This is a genomic window from Streptomyces sp. NPDC004111 (genome assembly GCF_042874215.1).
GTDB lineage: Bacteria > Actinomycetota > Actinomycetes > Streptomycetales > Streptomycetaceae > Streptomyces.
Window position 1 is genome coordinate 260,295 of record NZ_JBIAMU010000005.1, and the last position, 17,872, is coordinate 278,166.

14 protein-coding genes are annotated in these 17,872 nt (G+C 69.2%); 8 read left to right on the forward strand and 6 right to left on the reverse strand.

The window, feature by feature from the left end:
* Positions 1 to 26: 26 nt before the first annotated feature.
* Positions 27 to 1,418, reverse strand: a complete 1,392-nt coding sequence (locus ACFYVL_RS13175; protein WP_389243861.1) for a class II fumarate hydratase — start codon at positions 1,416 to 1,418, stop codon at positions 27 to 29.
* A gap of 107 nt (positions 1,419 to 1,525) precedes the next feature.
* On the opposite strand from ACFYVL_RS13175, the gene ACFYVL_RS13180 reads away from it, so the two are divergent.
* The gene (locus tag ACFYVL_RS13180) at positions 1,526 to 3,058 is read left to right on the forward strand and encodes a ricin-type beta-trefoil lectin domain protein (protein ID WP_389243863.1); all 1,533 of its coding nucleotides are present in this window, start codon (positions 1,526 to 1,528) and stop codon (positions 3,056 to 3,058) included.
* Between the two features lie 346 nt (positions 3,059 to 3,404).
* Here ACFYVL_RS13180 and ACFYVL_RS13185 read toward each other — a convergent pair whose 3' ends face one another.
* Entirely contained in the window at positions 3,405 to 3,752 is a 348-nt protein-coding gene (locus ACFYVL_RS13185) for a winged helix-turn-helix transcriptional regulator (protein ID WP_389243865.1), read from the reverse strand.
* Between the two features lie 54 nt (positions 3,753 to 3,806).
* Between ACFYVL_RS13185 and ACFYVL_RS13190 the strand changes: the two genes are divergently transcribed.
* Positions 3,807 to 4,721: an NAD(P)-dependent oxidoreductase gene (locus tag ACFYVL_RS13190; protein ID WP_389243867.1), complete on the forward strand. Its 915-nt coding sequence runs from the start codon at positions 3,807 to 3,809 to the stop codon at positions 4,719 to 4,721.
* Positions 4,722 to 4,927: 206 nt separating this feature from the next.
* On the opposite strand, the gene ACFYVL_RS13195 is transcribed toward ACFYVL_RS13190, so the two are convergent.
* Positions 4,928 to 6,595, reverse strand: a complete 1,668-nt coding sequence (locus ACFYVL_RS13195; RefSeq protein WP_389243869.1) for a fumarate hydratase — start codon at positions 6,593 to 6,595, stop codon at positions 4,928 to 4,930.
* Positions 6,596 to 6,780: 185 nt separating this feature from the next.
* On the opposite strand from ACFYVL_RS13195, the gene ACFYVL_RS13200 reads away from it, so the two are divergent.
* Both ACFYVL_RS13200 and ACFYVL_RS13205 read left to right on the forward strand, forming a co-directional pair.
* Complete coding sequence (locus ACFYVL_RS13200; RefSeq protein WP_389243871.1) at positions 6,781 to 7,482, forward strand: DUF1707 domain-containing protein; 702 nt, start codon at positions 6,781 to 6,783, stop codon at positions 7,480 to 7,482.
* A gap of 137 nt (positions 7,483 to 7,619) precedes the next feature.
* Positions 7,620 to 8,003: a WhiB family transcriptional regulator gene (locus tag ACFYVL_RS13205; RefSeq protein ID WP_389243873.1), complete on the forward strand. Its 384-nt coding sequence runs from the start codon at positions 7,620 to 7,622 to the stop codon at positions 8,001 to 8,003.
* A 272-nt stretch (positions 8,004 to 8,275) separates the two neighbouring features.
* Here ACFYVL_RS13205 and glpX read toward each other — a convergent pair whose 3' ends face one another.
* The gene (gene glpX, locus ACFYVL_RS13210) at positions 8,276 to 9,307 is read right to left on the reverse strand and encodes a class II fructose-bisphosphatase (protein ID WP_389243875.1); all 1,032 of its coding nucleotides are present in this window, start codon (positions 9,305 to 9,307) and stop codon (positions 8,276 to 8,278) included.
* Between the two features lie 226 nt (positions 9,308 to 9,533).
* Here glpX and ACFYVL_RS13215 point away from each other — a divergent pair, with 226 nt between their 5' ends.
* Entirely contained in the window at positions 9,534 to 10,124 is a 591-nt protein-coding gene (locus tag ACFYVL_RS13215) for a DUF4245 domain-containing protein (protein ID WP_389243877.1), read from the forward strand.
* A 137-nt stretch (positions 10,125 to 10,261) separates the two neighbouring features.
* Here the strand turns inward: ACFYVL_RS13215 and ACFYVL_RS13220 are convergent, their stop codons facing one another.
* Both ACFYVL_RS13220 and ACFYVL_RS13225 read right to left on the reverse strand, forming a co-directional pair.
* The gene (locus ACFYVL_RS13220; RefSeq protein WP_389243879.1) at positions 10,262 to 10,852 is read right to left on the reverse strand and encodes a malonic semialdehyde reductase; all 591 of its coding nucleotides are present in this window, start codon (positions 10,850 to 10,852) and stop codon (positions 10,262 to 10,264) included.
* Positions 10,853 to 10,979: 127 nt separating this feature from the next.
* Entirely contained in the window at positions 10,980 to 12,899 is a 1,920-nt protein-coding gene (locus ACFYVL_RS13225) for a transglycosylase domain-containing protein (protein WP_389243881.1), read from the reverse strand.
* Between the two features lie 519 nt (positions 12,900 to 13,418).
* Here ACFYVL_RS13225 and ACFYVL_RS13230 point away from each other — a divergent pair.
* From ACFYVL_RS13230 to ACFYVL_RS13240, 3 genes are all read left to right on the forward strand, one after another.
* On the forward strand, positions 13,419 to 13,547 hold the full coding sequence (locus tag ACFYVL_RS13230) for a DUF6408 family protein (protein WP_389243883.1): 129 nt from the start codon (positions 13,419 to 13,421) through the stop codon (positions 13,545 to 13,547).
* Between the two features lie 162 nt (positions 13,548 to 13,709).
* The gene (locus ACFYVL_RS13235; RefSeq protein ID WP_389243885.1) at positions 13,710 to 15,770 is read left to right on the forward strand and encodes a DUF2075 domain-containing protein; all 2,061 of its coding nucleotides are present in this window, start codon (positions 13,710 to 13,712) and stop codon (positions 15,768 to 15,770) included.
* 110 nt (positions 15,771 to 15,880) lie between these two features.
* The gene (locus tag ACFYVL_RS13240; protein WP_389243887.1) at positions 15,881 to 17,761 is read left to right on the forward strand and encodes a DNA/RNA helicase domain-containing protein; all 1,881 of its coding nucleotides are present in this window, start codon (positions 15,881 to 15,883) and stop codon (positions 17,759 to 17,761) included.
* Positions 17,762 to 17,872 lie beyond the last annotated feature (111 nt).

Below are 17,872 nucleotides of genomic sequence, written 5' to 3' on the forward strand. Positions count from 1 at the left end.
GGCGCGAGCCTCCGCCCTCCGCCGGACTACGGGTGTGTCATCCCCAGCACGTCCAGCGCCGCGTCCAGCTGCTCCTCCGTCAGGTCGCCCCGTTCCACGTAGCCGCCCGCGATCACCACCTCGCGGATCGTCCTGCGTTCGGCCACCGCCTTCTTGGCGACCTTCGCGGCCTCCTCGTAGCCGATGTACTTGTTCAGCGGGGTGACGACGGAGGGGGAGGACTCGGCGTACTCCAGGGCCCGTTCGCGGTTGGCGGTGATGCCGTCGATCGTGCGGTCGGCCAGCAGGCGGGTGGAGTTGGCGAGCAGCCGGACGGACTCCAGGACGTTCTTCGCGATGACCGGCAGCATCACGTTCAGCTCGAAGTTGCCCGCCGCGCCCGCCGTCGCGACGGTCGCGTCGTTGCCCGTCACCTGTGCCGCGACCATCAGCACCGCCTCCGGCACGACCGGGTTGACCTTCCCCGGCATGATCGAGGAGCCCGGCTGGAGGTCCGGCAGATTGATTTCGGCCAGTCCGGTGCGCGGGCCGCTGGCCATCCACCGCAGGTCGTTGGCGATCTTCGTGAGGGATACGGCGATCGTACGGAGCTGCCCCGAGGTCTCCACCAGGCCGTCGCGGGCGCCCTGCGCCTCGAAGTGGTCGCGGGCCTCGGTGAGCGGAAGTCCGGTGGTCCTGGCCACCTCGGCGATCACGGCCGCCGAGAAACCGGGCGGGGTGTTGATGCCGGTGCCCACCGCCGTCCCGCCGAGGGGCAGCTCGGCCAGCCGGGGGAGCGAGGCGTGCAGCCGCTCCACGCCGTAGCGGACGGCCGCCGCGTACCCGCCGAACTCCTGGCCGAGAGTGACCGGGGTGGCGTCCATCAGATGGGTGCGCCCCGACTTCACCACGTCCGCGAACTCCGCCGACTTGCGCTCCAGCGCCGCCGCCAGATGCTCCAGGGCCGGGACCAGGTCGACGGTCACGGCGGCCGTGGCGGCGATGTGGATCGAGGACGGGAAGACGTCGTTGGACGACTGCGAGGCGTTGACGTGGTCGTTCGGGTGCACCGGGGAGCCCAGGCGCTCGGTGGCCAGGGTGGCGACGACCTCGTTCATGTTCATGTTCGAGGAGGTGCCGGAGCCGGTCTGGAAGACGTCCACGGGGAAGTGCTCGTCCCAGTCGCCGCGCGCCACCTCCTCCGCCGCCTCCGCGACGGCCCCGGCCAGGTCCTTGTCGAGGACCCCCAGCTCGGCGTTGACCTTCGCCGCCGCCGCCTTGATCCGGGCCAGGGCCTCGATGTGGGCCCGCTCCAGCCGCTGCCCCGAGATGGGGAAGTTCTCCACGGCCCGCTGCGTCTGGGCCCGCCACTTGGCGTGCGCGGGGACCCGCACCTCACCCATGGAATCGTGCTCGATCCGGTATTCGTCAGTCGTCATCGGGGCGACACCTCCTGTGAAAGTTGAGCGGTTGTCTTGTTCTGGGTATTCCCAACGGCGCTACCGGTCAGTAAATACCGGGGGTAACAACCAACCGGGGAGGCGCAATGGCGCGCACCAGGCACAGATTCCGCAGCACCCTCGCCGTCACCGCGGCGCTCGCCGCGACCGTCGGCGGCATGACGGCGACCACCACGACCACCGCCGCGGCGGCGGGGAGCGGTGCGCGGGCCGCCGCGTCCACCCCCCTCCCGCCCGAGCTGGAGGCGATCCGCGCCGCCGAGGCGACCAAGCTGTACGGCAGCCCCGCCGAACGGCCGATGGGCGAGCGCAAGACCGGGCTGATCTCGCTCGGCGACAGCGAGATCTCCGGTGAGGGCACGGGGACGTACGAGGCTCCGACCAACGGCCCCACCAACTGGTGCCACCGCTCGCCCGACGCCGCGATCCACAAGACCGGCATCGCCGCCGACGTGACGTACAACGTCTCCTGCTCCGGCGGCTACACCGGGAACATCAAGATCGGCGGCAGCAAGCAGTACGCCGACGAACTCGTGCAGAGCGACAACCTCGCGATCAAGGCCCGCAACACGAAGATCAAGATGGTGGTGCTGGTCGCCGGGGCCAACGACGACCTCCAGTTCGGCCCGGTCATGACCGACTGCGTGACCCGCTACCTCACCCTCCAGGGGCCCTGCGAGTCCAAGTACGCGGGCGGCTGGCAGGCCCGCGTCGACGGCCTGGTGCCCAAGGTCGAGGGCGCCATCCGCGACCTGCGCACCACCATGACCAACGCCGGTTACGCGGACGGCGACTACAAGCTGGTCGTCATGGGCTACCCGAGCCCGATCGGCCCGGACTTCTACGACAACCCCAGCTTCCCCGGCAAGCTCATCTGCGGCGGCCTCGGCTACGACTCCGACACCTCCTGGGGCCGCAACGTCGCCGTCCCCGCCTTCGAGCGCGGCATGCGCAAAGCGGCGGCGAACACCGGAGCGACCTACCTCGACAACTCGCGCCTTTTCCAGGGCCACGAGGTGTGCATGGACGACCCGTGGGCGCGCGGCCTGTACATCGACCTGTCCAAGCCCGGCACCCCGGACGAGAACTCCGTCCGCCAGTCCTTCCACCCCAACATCCGGGGCCACGCCGCCTTCGCCTCCTGCCTCACCCAGCTCTACAACTCCGGCGCGCGTGAGGGCAGCTGCGCGGACCCGGCGTCCACCGGCAAGCCGGTGCTGACCACGGGTGCCTGGGACGACAAGTTCACACCGCTGAAGAACGCCGCCACCGGTACGTGCGTGGACGCGCCCGGCTCCGTCACCCGCAACGGCACCGCCGTGGGCGGCTGGGACTGCCACGGCGGCCGCAACCAGGGCTGGTGGTACGACAGCACCCAGAAGTCGGTCCGCACCGAACTCAGCCACGACCGGTGCCTGGACGTCCCGGGCGCCAAGTACGAGGCCGGCGCGGGCCTGGTGCTGTGGAACTGCTCCGGAGCGGCCAACCAGCAGTTCGTCCGGCAGGGCGGCACCCTGCGCCCGGCCGCCGCGACCGGGCTGTGCGTCACCCTGTCCTCGGCCAAGGACCAGCTGAAACTCCGCACCTGCGACGGCACCCCCAACCAACAATTCACCTAACCCCAGCCCAACCGGGCCCCGCCGAGCCCCCTTGGGCGGCGGGGCCGCCCCCGGGGGCGGAACGGGCGGGCAAGGGGGCGGCCCCCGGCGGAGCCGCACATTCGCCCCCCCCCCCCCCCGGGGGGCCGCCCCCCCCCCCCCCGCCCCCCCCGCGGGGCCCCCCCCCCCCCCCCCCCCCCCCCCCCGCCCATCACCCACTAATTAGTGCGTACTTGAACACCCCCCCACCCCACCCCGATCCTGAATGCAAGGAGCCCACCAGCCCCACCCCCTACCCCACCCCTACTCCACCCGGCCCCACCCCTACTCCACCCGGCCCCACCCCTACTCCACCCGGCCCCACCCCCTACCCCACCGCCGAATCCCCCATCTCCTCCAGCATCCGCATCCTGCGAACCCCCCAGGCCCCCAACGGCCGCAGCGCCACCTGAAGCTCCTTCCCGCTCTCCGTGAGCGAGTACTCGACCCTCGGCACCGCCGTGTCCTCGTACACCTCCCGGTGCACGATCAAGTCGGCCTCCATCTCGCGCAGTTGCTGCGTCAGCACCTTCTCGCTGATCCCCGTCAGCTCACGCCGGATCGCCCCGAAGCGGCGCGGCCGCTCGTGCAGCGCCCACAGGATCAGCACCTTCCACTTGCCGTCGACGACGTCGATGCCCGCGTCCAGCCCGCACTGATACGGCTGATTCCTCAACTCGCCCCACCCGCCCCTCGCTCCGCCATGCCTTCACAACGTCTGGAATTCCTCATGAGTGCCCCCGCCGACAACACCCCCCGCCCCGTCACCGTCCTCGGCCTCGGCCCGATGGGCCAGGCCCTGGCCCGTGCCTTCCTCGCGGCGGGACACCCCACCACCGTGTGGAACCGCACCGCATCCCGCGGTGATTCCCTGGTGGCCCGAGGAGCCCTCCGCGCCGCCACCCCCGCCGACGCCGTCAGCGCCTCCGACCTGGTCGTGGTCTGCGTCCTCGACTACGCCGCGGCCCTCTCCGTACTGGACGCCGCGGGCGACGCGGCCAAGGGACGTACGGTCGTCAACCTCACCGCCGACACCCCCGCCCGCGCCCGCGAGGCAGCCGCCTGGGCGCAGGCGCACGGGGTCACCTACCTCGACGGCGCCATCATGACCCCCACCAGCACCATCGGCACCCCGCACGCCGTCTATCTCTACAGCGGTCCCGAGGACGCCTACCGGGCGCACCGCCCGACCCTGGACGCCCTCGCGGGCACGCCCAGTTACCTCGGTGCGGACCCGGCCCGCGCCGCCTCGCACGACGTGGCCCTGCTCGACCTGTGGTGGACCTCGGTCAGCGGCCTCGTCCACAGCATCGCCCTGGCCCGCTCGCAGGGGGTCTCGGCCAGGGACCTGGCCCCGTTCGCCAAGAACATCGGCAACCTCCTCACCTCCGTCATCGACGAGTTCGCCGAGGAGGCCGACGCGGGGGAGCACCCCGGCACCGAGAGCGACCTCGTCTCGGCCGCGGCCGGTCTCGCGCACATCGTGCACGCCTCCGAGGAGGCCGGGCTGGACGCCTCGGTGGCCCGTGCCGCCCACGCGGTCGCCGAACGCGCCATCGCCGAGGGCCGCGGCCACGAGAGCACGCTCGGCATGCTGAGGACCATCGCGGCCGGGGAGGCCCGCCCCACCCCGGCCGCGCACTGACCACCCCTGCGAGCGACGCCGGAAAACGGACCACCCTCCACGATCTGCACGATCGTGGAGGGTGGTCCGCGTCAGCGGCGAGAGCCGGCCGGGTGGGTGCCTGGCGGCGAGAGCCCGCCGGGTGGAGCGTGGCAACGGCGTGAGCAGGCCCGCCGCCGAGTGGTGCGTGGCGGCGGCTGGAGCCCTGCCCGCCGCCCGCGTCCGCCCTACGCCTGGCCCGGCGCGCGCACCGGAATGCTCGTCACCATCGGCGGAGCCGCCGGCGCGGTGAAGAAGTCGTTGCCCTTGTCGTCGACCACGACGAACGCCGGGAAGTCCTCGACCTCGATCTTCCAGACCGCCTCCATGCCGAGTTCCTCGTACTCGACGACCTCGACCTTCTTGATGCAGTCCTGGGCGAGCCGGGCCGCCGGGCCGCCGATGGAGCCCAGGTAGAAGCCGCCGTGCGTGCCGCACGCGTCGGTGACCTGCTTGGAGCGGTTGCCCTTGGCCAGCATGACCTTGGAGCCGCCCGCCGCCTGGAACTGCTCGACGTAGGAGTCCATCCGCCCGGCGGTGGTGGGGCCGAAGGAGCCGGAGGCGTAGCCCTCGGGGGTCTTGGCCGGACCGGCGTAGTACACCGGGTGGTCCTTCAGGTACTGCGGCATCTCCTCGCCCGCGTCCAGCCGCTCCTTGATCTTGGCGTGCGCGATGTCGCGCGCGACGACCAGCGGGCCGGTCAGCGAGAGACGGGTCTTGACCGGGTACTTGGTCAGCTCGGCGAGGATGTCGTCCATGGGCCGGTTGAGGTCGATCCGTACGACGTCCTCGTCCGCGTTCAGGTGCTCGTCCGTGGTGTCGGGGAGGAACCGCGCCGGGTCCTTCTCCAGCTCCTCCAGGAAGACGCCCTCGGCGGTGATCTTCGCGGTGGCCTGGCGGTCCGCCGAGCAGGACACGGCGATGGCCACCGGCAGCGACGCGCCGTGCCGCGGCAGGCGCACCACGCGCACGTCGTGGCAGAAGTACTTGCCGCCGAACTGGGCGCCGATGCCGATCTTCTGCGTCAGCTCGAAGACCTTCTGCTCCAGCTCCTGGTCGCGGAAGCCGTGCCCGGTCGGGGAGCCCTCGGACGGCAGCTCGTCCAGGTAGTGCGCGGACGCGTACTTGGCGGTCTTCAGCGCGAACTCGGCGGACGTGCCGCCGACCACGATCGCCAGGTGGTACGGCGGGCAGGCGGCCGTGCCCAGCGAGCGGATCTTCTCCTCCAGGAACTTCATCATGGAGGCCTCGTTGAGGACCGCCTTGGTCTCCTGGAAGAGGAAGGACTTGTTGGCCGAGCCGCCGCCCTTGGCCATGAAGAGGAACTTGTACGCGCCGCCGTCGGTCGCGTACAGCTCGATCTGCGCGGGCAGGTTCGAGCCGGTGTTCTTCTCCTCCCACATGTTCAGCGGGGCCATCTGCGAGTAGCGCAGGTTGAGCTTGGTGTACGCGTCGAAGATGCCGTGCGACAGGGCCTTCTCGTCCTCGCCCTGCGTCAGCACGTTCTGGCCGCGCTTGCCCATCACGATCGCGGTGCCGGTGTCCTGGCACATGGGCAGGACGCCCGCCGCCGCGATGTTCGCGTTCTTCAGCAGGTCGAGGGCGACGAACTTGTCGTTGCCCGACGCCTCCGGGTCGTCGATGATGCGGCGCAGCTGCGCCAGGTGCGCGGGACGCAGGTAGTGCGAGATGTCGTGCATCGCCTCGGCGGCCAGCTTGCGCAGCGCCTCGGGCTCGACCTTGAGGAACGTACGCCCGTCGGCCTCGAAGGTGGAGACACCCTCGGAGGTCACCAGCCGGTACGGGGTGGTGTCCTCTCCCAGCGGGAGCAGATCGGAGTACGCAAACTCTGGCATTTCGGCCATTCCTCACTAGGCAGGCGGGCAGCGGCACACACCTCCATTGGCGCGGCGCGCCTCCCAGCGTATGACGCGCCCCGGGCGGCGGACCGGTGAGGGCAGCCTCACCCGGCCCGCGCCGCCCGTGCGACACCCGCCTCCGCCCCCTATCGCGATCTATCGCGTTTCGGTACGGTGGACGGGTGGACCTAGAGAAGAAGCCCCAGCCGCCCCTTCCGGCCAAGGCGCCCGCCGTACCGGCCGAGGAACCCGCCGGAGCTCCGGCCCTGCGCGCCTCCGACGCCGACCGCGACCGCATCGCGGACATCCTGCGCGACGCCATGGCGGAAGGCAGGCTCGACGCCGAGGAGCACGGCGAGCGCATCGACGCCGTCTACCGCGCCAAGACCGTGGCCGAACTGGAACCCCTCGTACGGGACCTGCCCGTGGCCGGCGCCCCGCCGCGGCCCGCCGCCGCGCCCGCGTACGAGCCCTACGAGAACGGCGCGGTCGCCGCGCCCACCGAGAACCTGGTCGCCGTCTTCAGCAGCTCCACCCGCAAGGGCCGCTGGCGGGTCGCGCCCCGGATCAGCGCCTTCTCGCTCTTCGGCAGCATCGAGATCGACCTGACCGAGGCCCTGTTCGCCCAGCGGCTCACCACCATCAACGCCACCTCCGTCTTCGGCAACGTCGAGGTCCGGGTCCCGGAGAACATCACCCTGCGCGGCAACGGCAACGGGATCTTCGGCAACTTCGAGGTCCGCACCCTGGAGTCCGCCGACCCCGAGGCCCCCGTCGTGGTCGTCAACGGCACCTCCGTCTTCGGCAACATCGAGGCCAAGCCCAAGCGCGGCAAGCGCATCGCCGACCTGCACGACCGGCTGCGCAAGCACCTCGGGCACTGACGGAGCGTCGGCTTCCGGGGCCGCGGAGCACCCGACGCGTACTGGACACGGTTCGAAACCCTGTGCATAGGCGTGCGCACAGCGGGTAGGGACTGCGCATCGTCGCTCGCTCGCGAAGCCGTCGTCAGGAGTAGACCGTGCTGCAACCGCCGCATCAGTCCTTGCAGGTCGCCACCGTGCCCGCGCAGCGTGCGCCGGTACCGGTCCGTGATCAGCGGGACCAGGCCGGCCCATGGCACACGGAGGCGGTGTGCCGCCGGGACGAAGCCGGGCTGTTCTTCGCCCCGTCGAAGGAACCGACCGCCTCCAGGCTGGCCCGCGAGGAGGCCGCGAAGCGGGTCTGTGCCCGCTGTCCCGTGATGATCGAGTGCCGGGAGCACGCACTGCTCCAGCCCGAGCCGTACGGCGTCTGGGGCGGGCTCACCGCCGCCGAGCGCCGGGTGGTGCTGGCCAGGCGGCGCCGGCGCGAGATGGAGCTGAAAGCCGCACCCCCGGCCGGGGACCACCGCATAGCGGGCTGATACGGGCCGCCGCAGGGCCCCGTACGCCCTCCTGCGCACGAGTCGGGGGGGGGGGGGGGGGGGGGGGGGGGGGGGGCGCCCCCCCCGGGGGGGGGGGGGGGGGGGGGGGGGGGGGGCGCCCGGGGGGGGGGGGGGGGGCGAATGTGCGGCTCCGCCGGGGGCCGCCCCCTTGCCCGCCCGTTCCGCCCCCGGGGGGGGGCGGGCCGCCCGGGCGGGCGGGGCGCCCCCCCCCCCGACCGCTGTGCGCGCGGACCGTCGTGCCCGCGCGGCGGCTACTTCGCGCGGTCGAAGTCGATGGCGCTGTACGCGCGCAGCTTCGAGAGGCGGTGCGTGGAGTCGATCTGACGGATGGTGCCCGACTTGGAGCGCATCACCAGGGACTGGGTGGTCGCGGTCGCCGAGCGGTAGCGCACACCGCGCAGCAGCTCGCCGTCGGTGATGCCGGTGGCGACGAAGAACACGTTCTCGCCGCTGACCAGGTCGTTGGTGTGCAGCACCCGGTCCAGATCGTGGCCGGCGTCCAGCGCGCGCTGCTTCTCGGCCTCGTCCTTGGGCCACAGCTTGCCCTGGATGGTGCCGCCGAGGCACTTGATCGCACAGGCGCTGATGATGCCCTCGGGGGTGCCGCCGATGCCCATCAGCAGGTCGACACCGGTCCCCTCGCGCACCGCCATGATCGAACCGGCGACGTCGCCGTCCGAGATGAACTTGATGCGGGCCCCGGTCTCCCGGATCTCCTTCACTATCCCCTCGTGGCGGGGACGGTCCAGGATGACGACGGTGACGTCCTCGGGGGTGGAGTTCTTGGCCTTGGCGACCCGGCGGATGTTGACCGAGACGGGGGCGTTGATGTCGACGAAGTCGGCCGCCTCCGGGCCGGTGACCAGCTTGTCCATGTAGAAGACGGCCGACGGGTCGAACATCGTCCCGCGGTCGGCGGCGGCCAGCACCGCGATGGCGTTGGGCATGCCCTTCGCGTTCAGCGTGGTGCCGTCGATCGGGTCGACCGCGATGTCGACCTCGGCGCCGGTGCCGTCACCGATCCGCTCCCCGTTGAACAGCATCGGGGCTTCGTCCTTCTCGCCCTCGCCGATCACGACGACGCCGTTCATGGAGACGGTCGAGACCAGGGTGCGCATGGCGTTGACCGCCGCACCGTCCGCGCCGATCTTGTCGCCGCGGCCGACCCAGCGGCCGGCGGCCATGGCTGCGGCCTCGGTGACGCGGACGAGTTCGAGGGCCAGGTTGCGGTCGGGGGCCTCGGCGGGGACTTCGAGCGGCGAAGGGAGCTGGTGCTCGGTCATCGGATGCGCACCTTTCTGTACGGCTACGGCGGCGACGGCCGGGAGAATCCGGGACGGGATCCGGGCGGGATCCCGGAGGAAGACGGTGAGGACGGTCCTGTGACTCTATCCGTACATCGACAAAATGAGCAGAGCGGGGCACGTATGAGCGGCATATCGGGCACGTCCTCACGGCACCCGGGGGTTCCTGACGGGCGCCGGTACCCCATGGGGGACCATGGGTGACGTGGCAGCGAAGCGTGGCAATCAGAAGATCCGGGACATGGTGCTCTCGATGGCGGTCATCGGCGCCGTCGTCGCCGGCGTCTACACCGTCATCCCGCACGACGAGAAGGCCGACCCGCTCAAGACGGTCGACTACCGGGTCGAACTCAGCACGGCCCAGCGGTCCGCGCCGTACCCGATCCTCTCCCCGCAGGGCCTGCCGGAGGGCTGGCGGGCGACCTCGGTGACGTACCGGGGCAACGAGGGCAAGGCCTGGCACCTCGGCTTCCTCGACCCGAACAAGGAGTACGTCGGCGTCGAGCAGTCCACGAACGACCCCGCCAAGTACGTGCCCAAGGTCACTCTCTCCGCGAAGGACACCGGGAAGACCGAGCAGGCCGGCGGGGTGACCTGGCAGGTCTGGAAGGGCGAGAAGTACGACGCCCTGGTCCGCACCGACAAGGGCGCGACGACCGTCGTCACGGGCACCGCACCGCAGGCGCGCCTGGTGGAGATGGCGGCGGCGCTGAAGGCGAAGCAGCCGGAGCCGGGGCAGACGGGATCGCAGCCGTCGACGCCGAAGGCGAAGCCGACGGAGCCGAAGCAGGACTGAGCGGCGCCGGGCACAGGGGCCGGACGAAACCGGCCGGACCCCTGTGTCCGGTGCACGCGGAAGGGGCCGCCGCACCGGATCGGTGCGACGGCCCCTTCGAAGGGTGCGGCCGGGCGTACCCGGCCCGGCCCGGCGACTCAGACGGTCGTGATGACCTCGTCGTAGGAGAGGCGCGGGGAGCGCGGGAACCAGGCGTTCTCGCCCGGCTTGCCGATGTTCACGACCATCAGCGGGGTGTGGTCGTCGTCCAGGAACTCCTTCTGGACACCGGCGAAGTCGAAGCCCGTCATCGGGCCCGCGGCCAGACCGGCGGCGCGGACGCCGACCAGGAAGTAACCGGCCTGCAGGGTCGCGTTGACCAGGGCGGCCTGCTCGCGGACCGGGCGCTCGGAGAAGAACGCGTCCTTGGCCTGCGGGAAGTGCGGGAACAGCGCCGGGAGCTCCTCGTGGAACTCGTTGTCGGCGGAGAGGATCGCGACCAGCGGGGCGGCGGCGGTCTTCGGCTGGTTGCCCTCGGCCATGTGGGCCACGAGGCGCTCGCGGGCCTCGGGGGAGCGGACCAGCGTCACGCGCAGCGGCGACTGGTTGAAGGCGGTCGGGCCGTACTTGACCAGGTCGTAGATCGCCTGGACCTGCTCCTCGGTCACCGGCTCGTCGGTGAACGTGTTGGCGGTGCGGGCCTCACGGAAGAGGAGGTCCTGGGCGGCGGGGTCAAGAACGAGGGACATGCGTGGTGCCTTCCAGAATGCGGTGGATCAAGCGATGACCTCACCGTAGAACAGCTTTAGGTTAAGTTTCAACTAATCGCCGGTGATCGTGGCGCGGGTCACACGGGGCGCCCGCGCCGCACCGGCCTCACGGGCTCTCAACGCTCCGAGGCCCCTTCCCCTTCCCGGTGGCCGAGGCGTACGTCTCCCAGACGCCCTGCGCGAGGGCGTTGCCGTTCTCCGCGGCGGGGCCGCCCACGTTCCGCATCGGCAGCAACTGCGGCACGTCGGGCTTGGTGCGGAAGGCGGTGACGGCGGTGGTCTGGTCGCCCGCCCGGCCGACGAACCACGCCGACTGCATGTTGTCGTCCTTGGCGGTACGGCCCACCGCGACGGGACCGAGCGCCTGCCGCTCCGCAGGCGTCAGCGAGGAGCGGGCCAGCGCGGCGCTGCCGATGTCGATCAGGGTGCTGTCCACCTCGCGGGCCAGCCGTGCGGCCAGGGCCGGGCGGCGTTCCGGTTTCCCGAAGCCGGGGATCTCGCGGCCGTCCCGCTCGACCCTGGTGACCGAGTACGGCTCGATGCTCTGCCCGTCGTTGCCGAAGGTGGTGTACGCGGACGCCATCCGGATGGCGCTGGGCGTGGACGTACCGCGCGGGAAGTCCGCCGCCTCGGGGTGCGGCATGCTCGCCTCGTGCAGACCGACGGCGACCGCCGTCTCCTTGATCTTCCCCGGCCCGATGTCCTTGCCGAGACGGGTGTACGTGACGTTGCCGCCGCCCTTGACGAGGGCGTCCCGCAGGGAGGTGCGGTCGGCCCGGTCGAGCGTCGCCCCGGGATCCAGCCTGAGCTGGGCCGGCAGCATGGGGTCGTCCGGATTGCGGATGCCGCTCTTGTCGTAGTAGCTGCTCGTGGTGATCACGTAGCCCTTGGCCGTGCCGTGCTTGAGGGCCGCGGCCAGCACGAACGGCTTGAAGGCGGAGCCCGCCGCGACGCCCGCCGTGTCGGCGTTGTTGCTGAAGCGCCGGACCGCGTCCTCACCGCCGTACGCCGCGGTCAGCGCCCCGTCGCTGGGCCGCACGGAGGCGGCGCCCAGTTCCACGTGCTGGTCCTGCGTCCGCTTCTTCAGGTCCAGGCTGCGGGCCCGTGCCTTCTTCACCGCCTTCTCCAACTCCCGCACCTTGTCCTTCTCGAAGGTGGTGCGGATGCGGTAGCCGCCGCGGGAGAGGTCCTTGTCGGTCAGCCCCGACGCCTTCTTGATGTGCTTGTTGGCGATGTCGACCAGATAGCCGGTCTGCCCGCCGAGACTGGTCGGCCTGGTCCGCTTCACCGGCTCGGGGAAGATCGTGTACGTGGCCCGCTGCGCCTGCGGCATCTTCCCGGTCTCCACCTGCCGGTCCAGGATCCACGCCCAGCGCTGCACGGCCCGCTCGTGGTTCTTGCCGCTGCCGGCCGGGTCGTACTCCTCGGCGCCCTTGAGCAGCGCGGCGAGCAGCGCGGCCTGGCTCGGGTCGAGGTCCTTGGCCGGAATCCCGTAGTAGGCACGGGCCGCGGCCTGGATCCCGTACGCGCCCCGCCCGAAGTAACTGGTGTTCAGATACCCCTGGAGGATCTCGTCCTTGCTCTTCTCCCTGCTCACCTTGATGGAGATGAAGAACTCCTTGGCCTTGCGGGTGAGCGTCTGCTCCTGGGAGAGATAGGTGTTCTTCACGTACTGCTGGGTGATGGTGGACCCGCCCTGCACCTCACCGCCGCTGACGGCGGCCGACAGGGCGCGGAAGACTCCGGCGACGGAGATGCCCAGGTCGTCGTAGAAGCTGTCGTTCTCGGCCGCGACGACGGCGTGCTCGACGGAGTCGGGAACCTCCGCGAGCGACACGTCGCGCCGGTGGATCGCCCCGACGCTGACCATGTGGCTTCCGTCGGCCCAGTAGTAGTCGGTCGACTGCTGCCGCGCCTCCGCGTTCTCCAGCGGAATGTCCACGCTCATATACCCGTACACGAACACGGCCACCAGCAGCGCGACCCCGCCCGCCCCCGCACCGAGCACCACCCGCCACGACGGCACCAACCGCCGCCACCCCACCCGCCCCACCCGCTTCCGCCGGCCACCCCGCCGCCCCGGCTCGGCCTTCCTCCGACGCAGGGAGACAACACGACGCACACGCCTGTGGGTGGGGGGAACCATGCTCCGGCGACTCCTCGTTCACGGCCCGCGACGCCGTGACGCGGCCATCTGAGGGGAGGTGTCGAAACGGTCTACAGGTTGTCTCGGGGAGGTCTCGAATCCTCATGGGAACCAAATATTCACAACGAAAACCGTGGCAGAGCGGTCAAGTTGAGGACATTTCGAACAGTGCTTTGCTCTGTCTGCGGAAGTTGGTCGTGATGGTGTAACAACTCTCAGGCAACGCAGCCCTGTTGTCGGATATGCTGGTGCGGCACCACCTGTCCCTTTTGGGAAGCGTGCGCGACGTAGGGTGCGGAGAGGCAAGCCTTTTCGGTTCGGTGAGGCGAATTCACGGTGTGTTCCCGGCGGGAGCCAACCGGCGCCGTCACCGGTTACAACCGAAGGGGACACATTCCTGTGACTGCTGTCGAGTACACGCCCAAGCGCCGCACGTGGGTCCGTGATGTCCTGGTGGGTGTCGCGGCGGGCTTCGGCTCGAACCTGATGTGGGCGTTGGCGCAGGTTGTGGTGCACTGCCTCGGCTGAGCTGGGGCGGGGGCGGGCCTCCAGGGGTCCGCCCCATCACGTTGTGGTCCGGGTTAATCTACGGATCGTCATTGCGGCCCGACGGGCTTCCGCTCCACTGTCGTGGAGTAACGAAGGACATGCCCCCACCCGCACGAATCTTTTCGTGCCTGGGGAATCTTCGTGCTTCTGCAACTGTCCGCAGCCGAAATCGGCCCCCTCGTTGTCGCCCAGGCGGGAGCGGTGCAACTTCCGCTCACCGCACTGCTCATGGAGCGGCATGTCGAGATCAAGGGCAGGGCTGCCGACCAAGGTGATGTCGCGGCGTGGAACAACAGCATCCCTGTAGTGGTCAATGCCTTGTTGGATCGGGGCCTCGGCGCAGTGGAGGTGCTGGTTGAAGTCGATCTGCCGCACACCAACTCGGCAGTCGATCTGGTGCTGTGCGGCCAGCACCCGGGGGTGGTGGAACAAAGGCATTCGTACCTCGCGGTTGAGCTGAAGCAGGTACGGCACGCCACTGTGGACCCCGAGTGCCCTGTAGCCGTTGATCTCGGCTTCGGGGACGGGAAGAACAAGCTGCATCCAGTGCGGCAGATCCAGCGCTATTGCGAGTACATGATGCGCTACCTGTCCCCTCTGCGTGAGATCGAGGACCAGTTGACCGGTGTTGCACTGCTCCACAACGCACGTGATGCGGATGTCGAGGCGCTGTTTGCGCTGCCGGAGACAGAGCACGGATTTCTCTACACGCTTGACGACTTGGAACGGTTCAGAAGAGCACTCACCGCGAAATTCTCGGCCGAGGTATCTGGTAAGGCCGCTGCCGCGGCCTTGGAGAAGGCGAATCAGGAACCCCTGCTCAAGGTCACCGATGTGGCTCGGCAACGGTCCGTTGTCGGCGGTGGCCTCGTCCTTCTCGACGAACAGTACATCGCGTTCGACCGGATCACCCGGCGGTTGGAGAAGGCCACACCCCGCACGGCCATGGACGTCGGCCTCTTCTACGATTCTGCTCACGCCACGGTTCACGATCACGGTGCCAAGCGCGTCTACATCCTGCGGGGCGGCCCCGGTAGTGGGAAAAGTGCAGTGGCCCTGGAACTGCAGCGCACGCTTTGCGTCGGTTCGCGCGAAGCTGTGCTGGCCAGCGGATCGCATGCCTACACGGAGACCCTGCGCGAGATCATGCGCAGCACCGCGCGTCCGGGGCAGGTGACGGACAAGAAGAGGGCGGCTGAAAAGCTCTACCGATATTTCAACAGCTTCAGCGACACCCCCGAGAATGATATCGACGTTCTCATCTGCGATGAGGCCCACCGGATGAGGCGTAGCTCGACCCACCGCTGGATGCCGAAGGAACTGCGGGACGACGACCGGCCACAAGCAGCCGAATTGATCCGCGCGGCGAAGGTGCCGATCTTCCTACTCGACGACCACCAGTCGATTCGCCCGGACGAGGTGGGCACCGCTGCCTACCTGGAGGAGCTTGCCAAGGAGAGCGGCTGCGAGGTCGAAGTATCGGAACTCGAGGGACTGTTCCGGTCGGGCGGCAGTACGCGGTACCAGCGTTGGGTGCAGCAACTACTGGGGCTGGGAGTCTCTGATCCGGTGGGCTGGAGACCGGACGGGCGGATGACACTCACAGTTGCCGACTCACCTGCCCAGATGGACGAGTTCATCCAGGAGCGTGCCAGGTTGGGTGCCACGGCACGTATCACGGCGGGTTTTTGCTGGCCGTGGAGCAATCCGGACTCGGGCCGACTGGTCGACGACGTGAGAATTGGGGAATGGTGCCGACCATGGAACGTGAAACCCGAACACAGTGTTCCGCACGCACCGAAGTCGGACTTCTGGTCCACCGATTCACGGGGTATCGGGCAGATCGGCTGCGTTTACACGGCGCAGACATTTGAGTACGACTGGAACGCCGTGATTATCGGCCCGGACCTGCTCTTCCGCGAGGGGAAATTCAAGGTCGACCGGGCCGCCTCCTGCGACCCTGCCTTCGATGCGAAGGTTGACGACGCGGTCGTTGACCGGTGTATCCGCAATGCGTACCACGTGCTCTTTACCCGCGGAGTCGTCGGCACTGTTGTATACGCCGTCGACCCGGCCACGCACAACGAACTCCGCAGGCTCATTCCCGGTTCCATCGGAATGCAGCACTTCGACGGTGCCCAACCGCAGCTCACCGCAGAAGGGCCACAACTGCCCCCTGCCCATCGCAGGCACCACGGGTAGCCTGGGCTCGTCGTAGTTGCGGCCCGCCGGGCTTCCACTCCGCCTGGCGGAGAGACCAAGGGACATGCCCCTACCCGCACGAGTTCCTTCGTGCTGCCCGGGAGCATTTCTTGTTGTTCCGCGACTCCGCTGCTGCGGTCGCCGCCGAGTGTCTGTCCGGCGCTCTTTTCTTCCGTCTGACGGAGCAGTTCGTGCACGTGCACGGCCACAGGCCGGGTTCGTCCGAGGTCCGTTCCTGGGAGCGGAGCATTCCGGTCCTGGCGAACGCGCTCAACGACGCGGGACTCGGCCAGGTGGAGATGCTGCTGGAGTACGGCCTGCCGCTGAACAGCAGGCGCGCGGACGCTGTGCTGACAGGGGTTCACCCCGAGACCGGTCTGCCTTCGTACGTCGTCGTGGAGCTGAAGCAGTGGAGTAGCGCCGAGCCTGACGACGACGACCCGTCTCTGTGCCGCATCGATGCGTACCCACGAGCCGTTCTGAACCCTGTCAACCAGGTCCGTGGCTACTGCGAGTACCTGATCTCCTTCAACGGCGCACTGGCTGAGTACCCTGAGCGTGTCAGTGGCGCCGCGTATCTGCACAACGCCACTGAGTTCGGTGTCAGCGGGCTTTTCGAGGCTGAGCAGGACCAGCACGGTCAGCTTTTCATCGGGTCCCGGCGGGGGGAGTTCATTGATTTCCTGCGCACGCGGCTGGCGCCGGTGGCCGGCGCCTCGGCTGCGGACGAACTCATCAGCGGCAAGATCGGCCCGTCCAGGCAACTGATGGCGGTGGCTGCTCGCGAGGTGCGCGAGAGGGAGCAGTTCGTGCTGCTGGACGCGCAACAGGTCGCATACCGGACGGTCCTCAACGCAGTCCGTCGCGCCAAGCGGGCCGACCACAAGGAGGTCGTGATCATCACCGGCGGGCCGGGCACCGGCAAGAGCGTCATTGCCCTGTCGCTCCTGGGGGAGATGTACAGGCAAGGGGCCACCGCGCTGCACGCGACGGGTTCCAGTTCGTTTACGACCACGATGCGTAAGGTTGCCGGTGCTCGCAAGCGTGAAGTGAAGGAACTCTTCAAGTACTTCAACGGGTTTATGACCGCTGAGCGAAATGCTCTTGACGTTCTGATCTGTGATGAAGCTCATCGCATGAGGGAGACCTCGGCCAACCGCTACACGCGGGCTGCGAACCGCACCGGAAAGCCCCAGGTCGAGGAGCTCATTGATGCGGCGAGGGTCCCGGTCTTCCTCTTGGACGAGCATCAGGTTGTTCGGCCCGGCGAAATGGGAACGGTGGCAGAGATCGAAGCGGCTGCCGCCCAGAAGGGCCTCAGCTGTCAGGTGGTGCCGCTAGACAGCCAGTTCCGATGCGGGGGCAGCGACGCCTATCTGCGCTGGGTGGTAAGGCTCCTGGGGCTGGAATCGGGTGGTCCCGAAGTGTGGGAACCCGATGACAAAATGCAACTCCTGCTCGCGGGCAGTCCGCAGGAGATGGAGGCTTTCCTCGAAGGCCGCCGAGCGGAGCATTACAGCGCGCGCATCTCTGCTGGCTATTGCTGGAAGTGGTCGAAGAAGGTGACACCAGGGCAGGCGCTGCCTGCAGACGTCGTTGTCGGAGAGTGGGAACGGCCTTGGAACGTGTTCGGTGACCGCGCCGTCGATGGTGCGCCTCCCTCCGCCCTGTGGGCAACCGACCCGGCCGGTTTCGGGCAGGTGGGCTGTGTGTACACGGCGCAGGGCTTCGAGTACGACTGGAGTGGCGTCATCATCGGGCCTGACCTGGTGTGGCGCAGAGACCGCTGGGTCACTGACCGGGCCGCTTCCAAGGACCCGGTCTTCAAGAAGTCGACCCCGGACGCCGATGTGGACCGGTTGATCCGGAATACCTACAAGGTGCTGCTGACACGGGGAATGATTGGCACTGTTGTCTACTCGACCGACGCGGAGACGCGAGAGAAGCTGCGGGAGCTCACTGGTGCTGTCAAGAGCTTCGCGGCCGTGTGACCCGTCGGCCGTACTCGCTGGTGGACGTCTGACCCGGCATCCCCAGGCTGTCCAAAGGTGCAAGGTCGTGGCACCGCTTCGGTGAGCGCTGTCGCACGAATGGACGTGGGG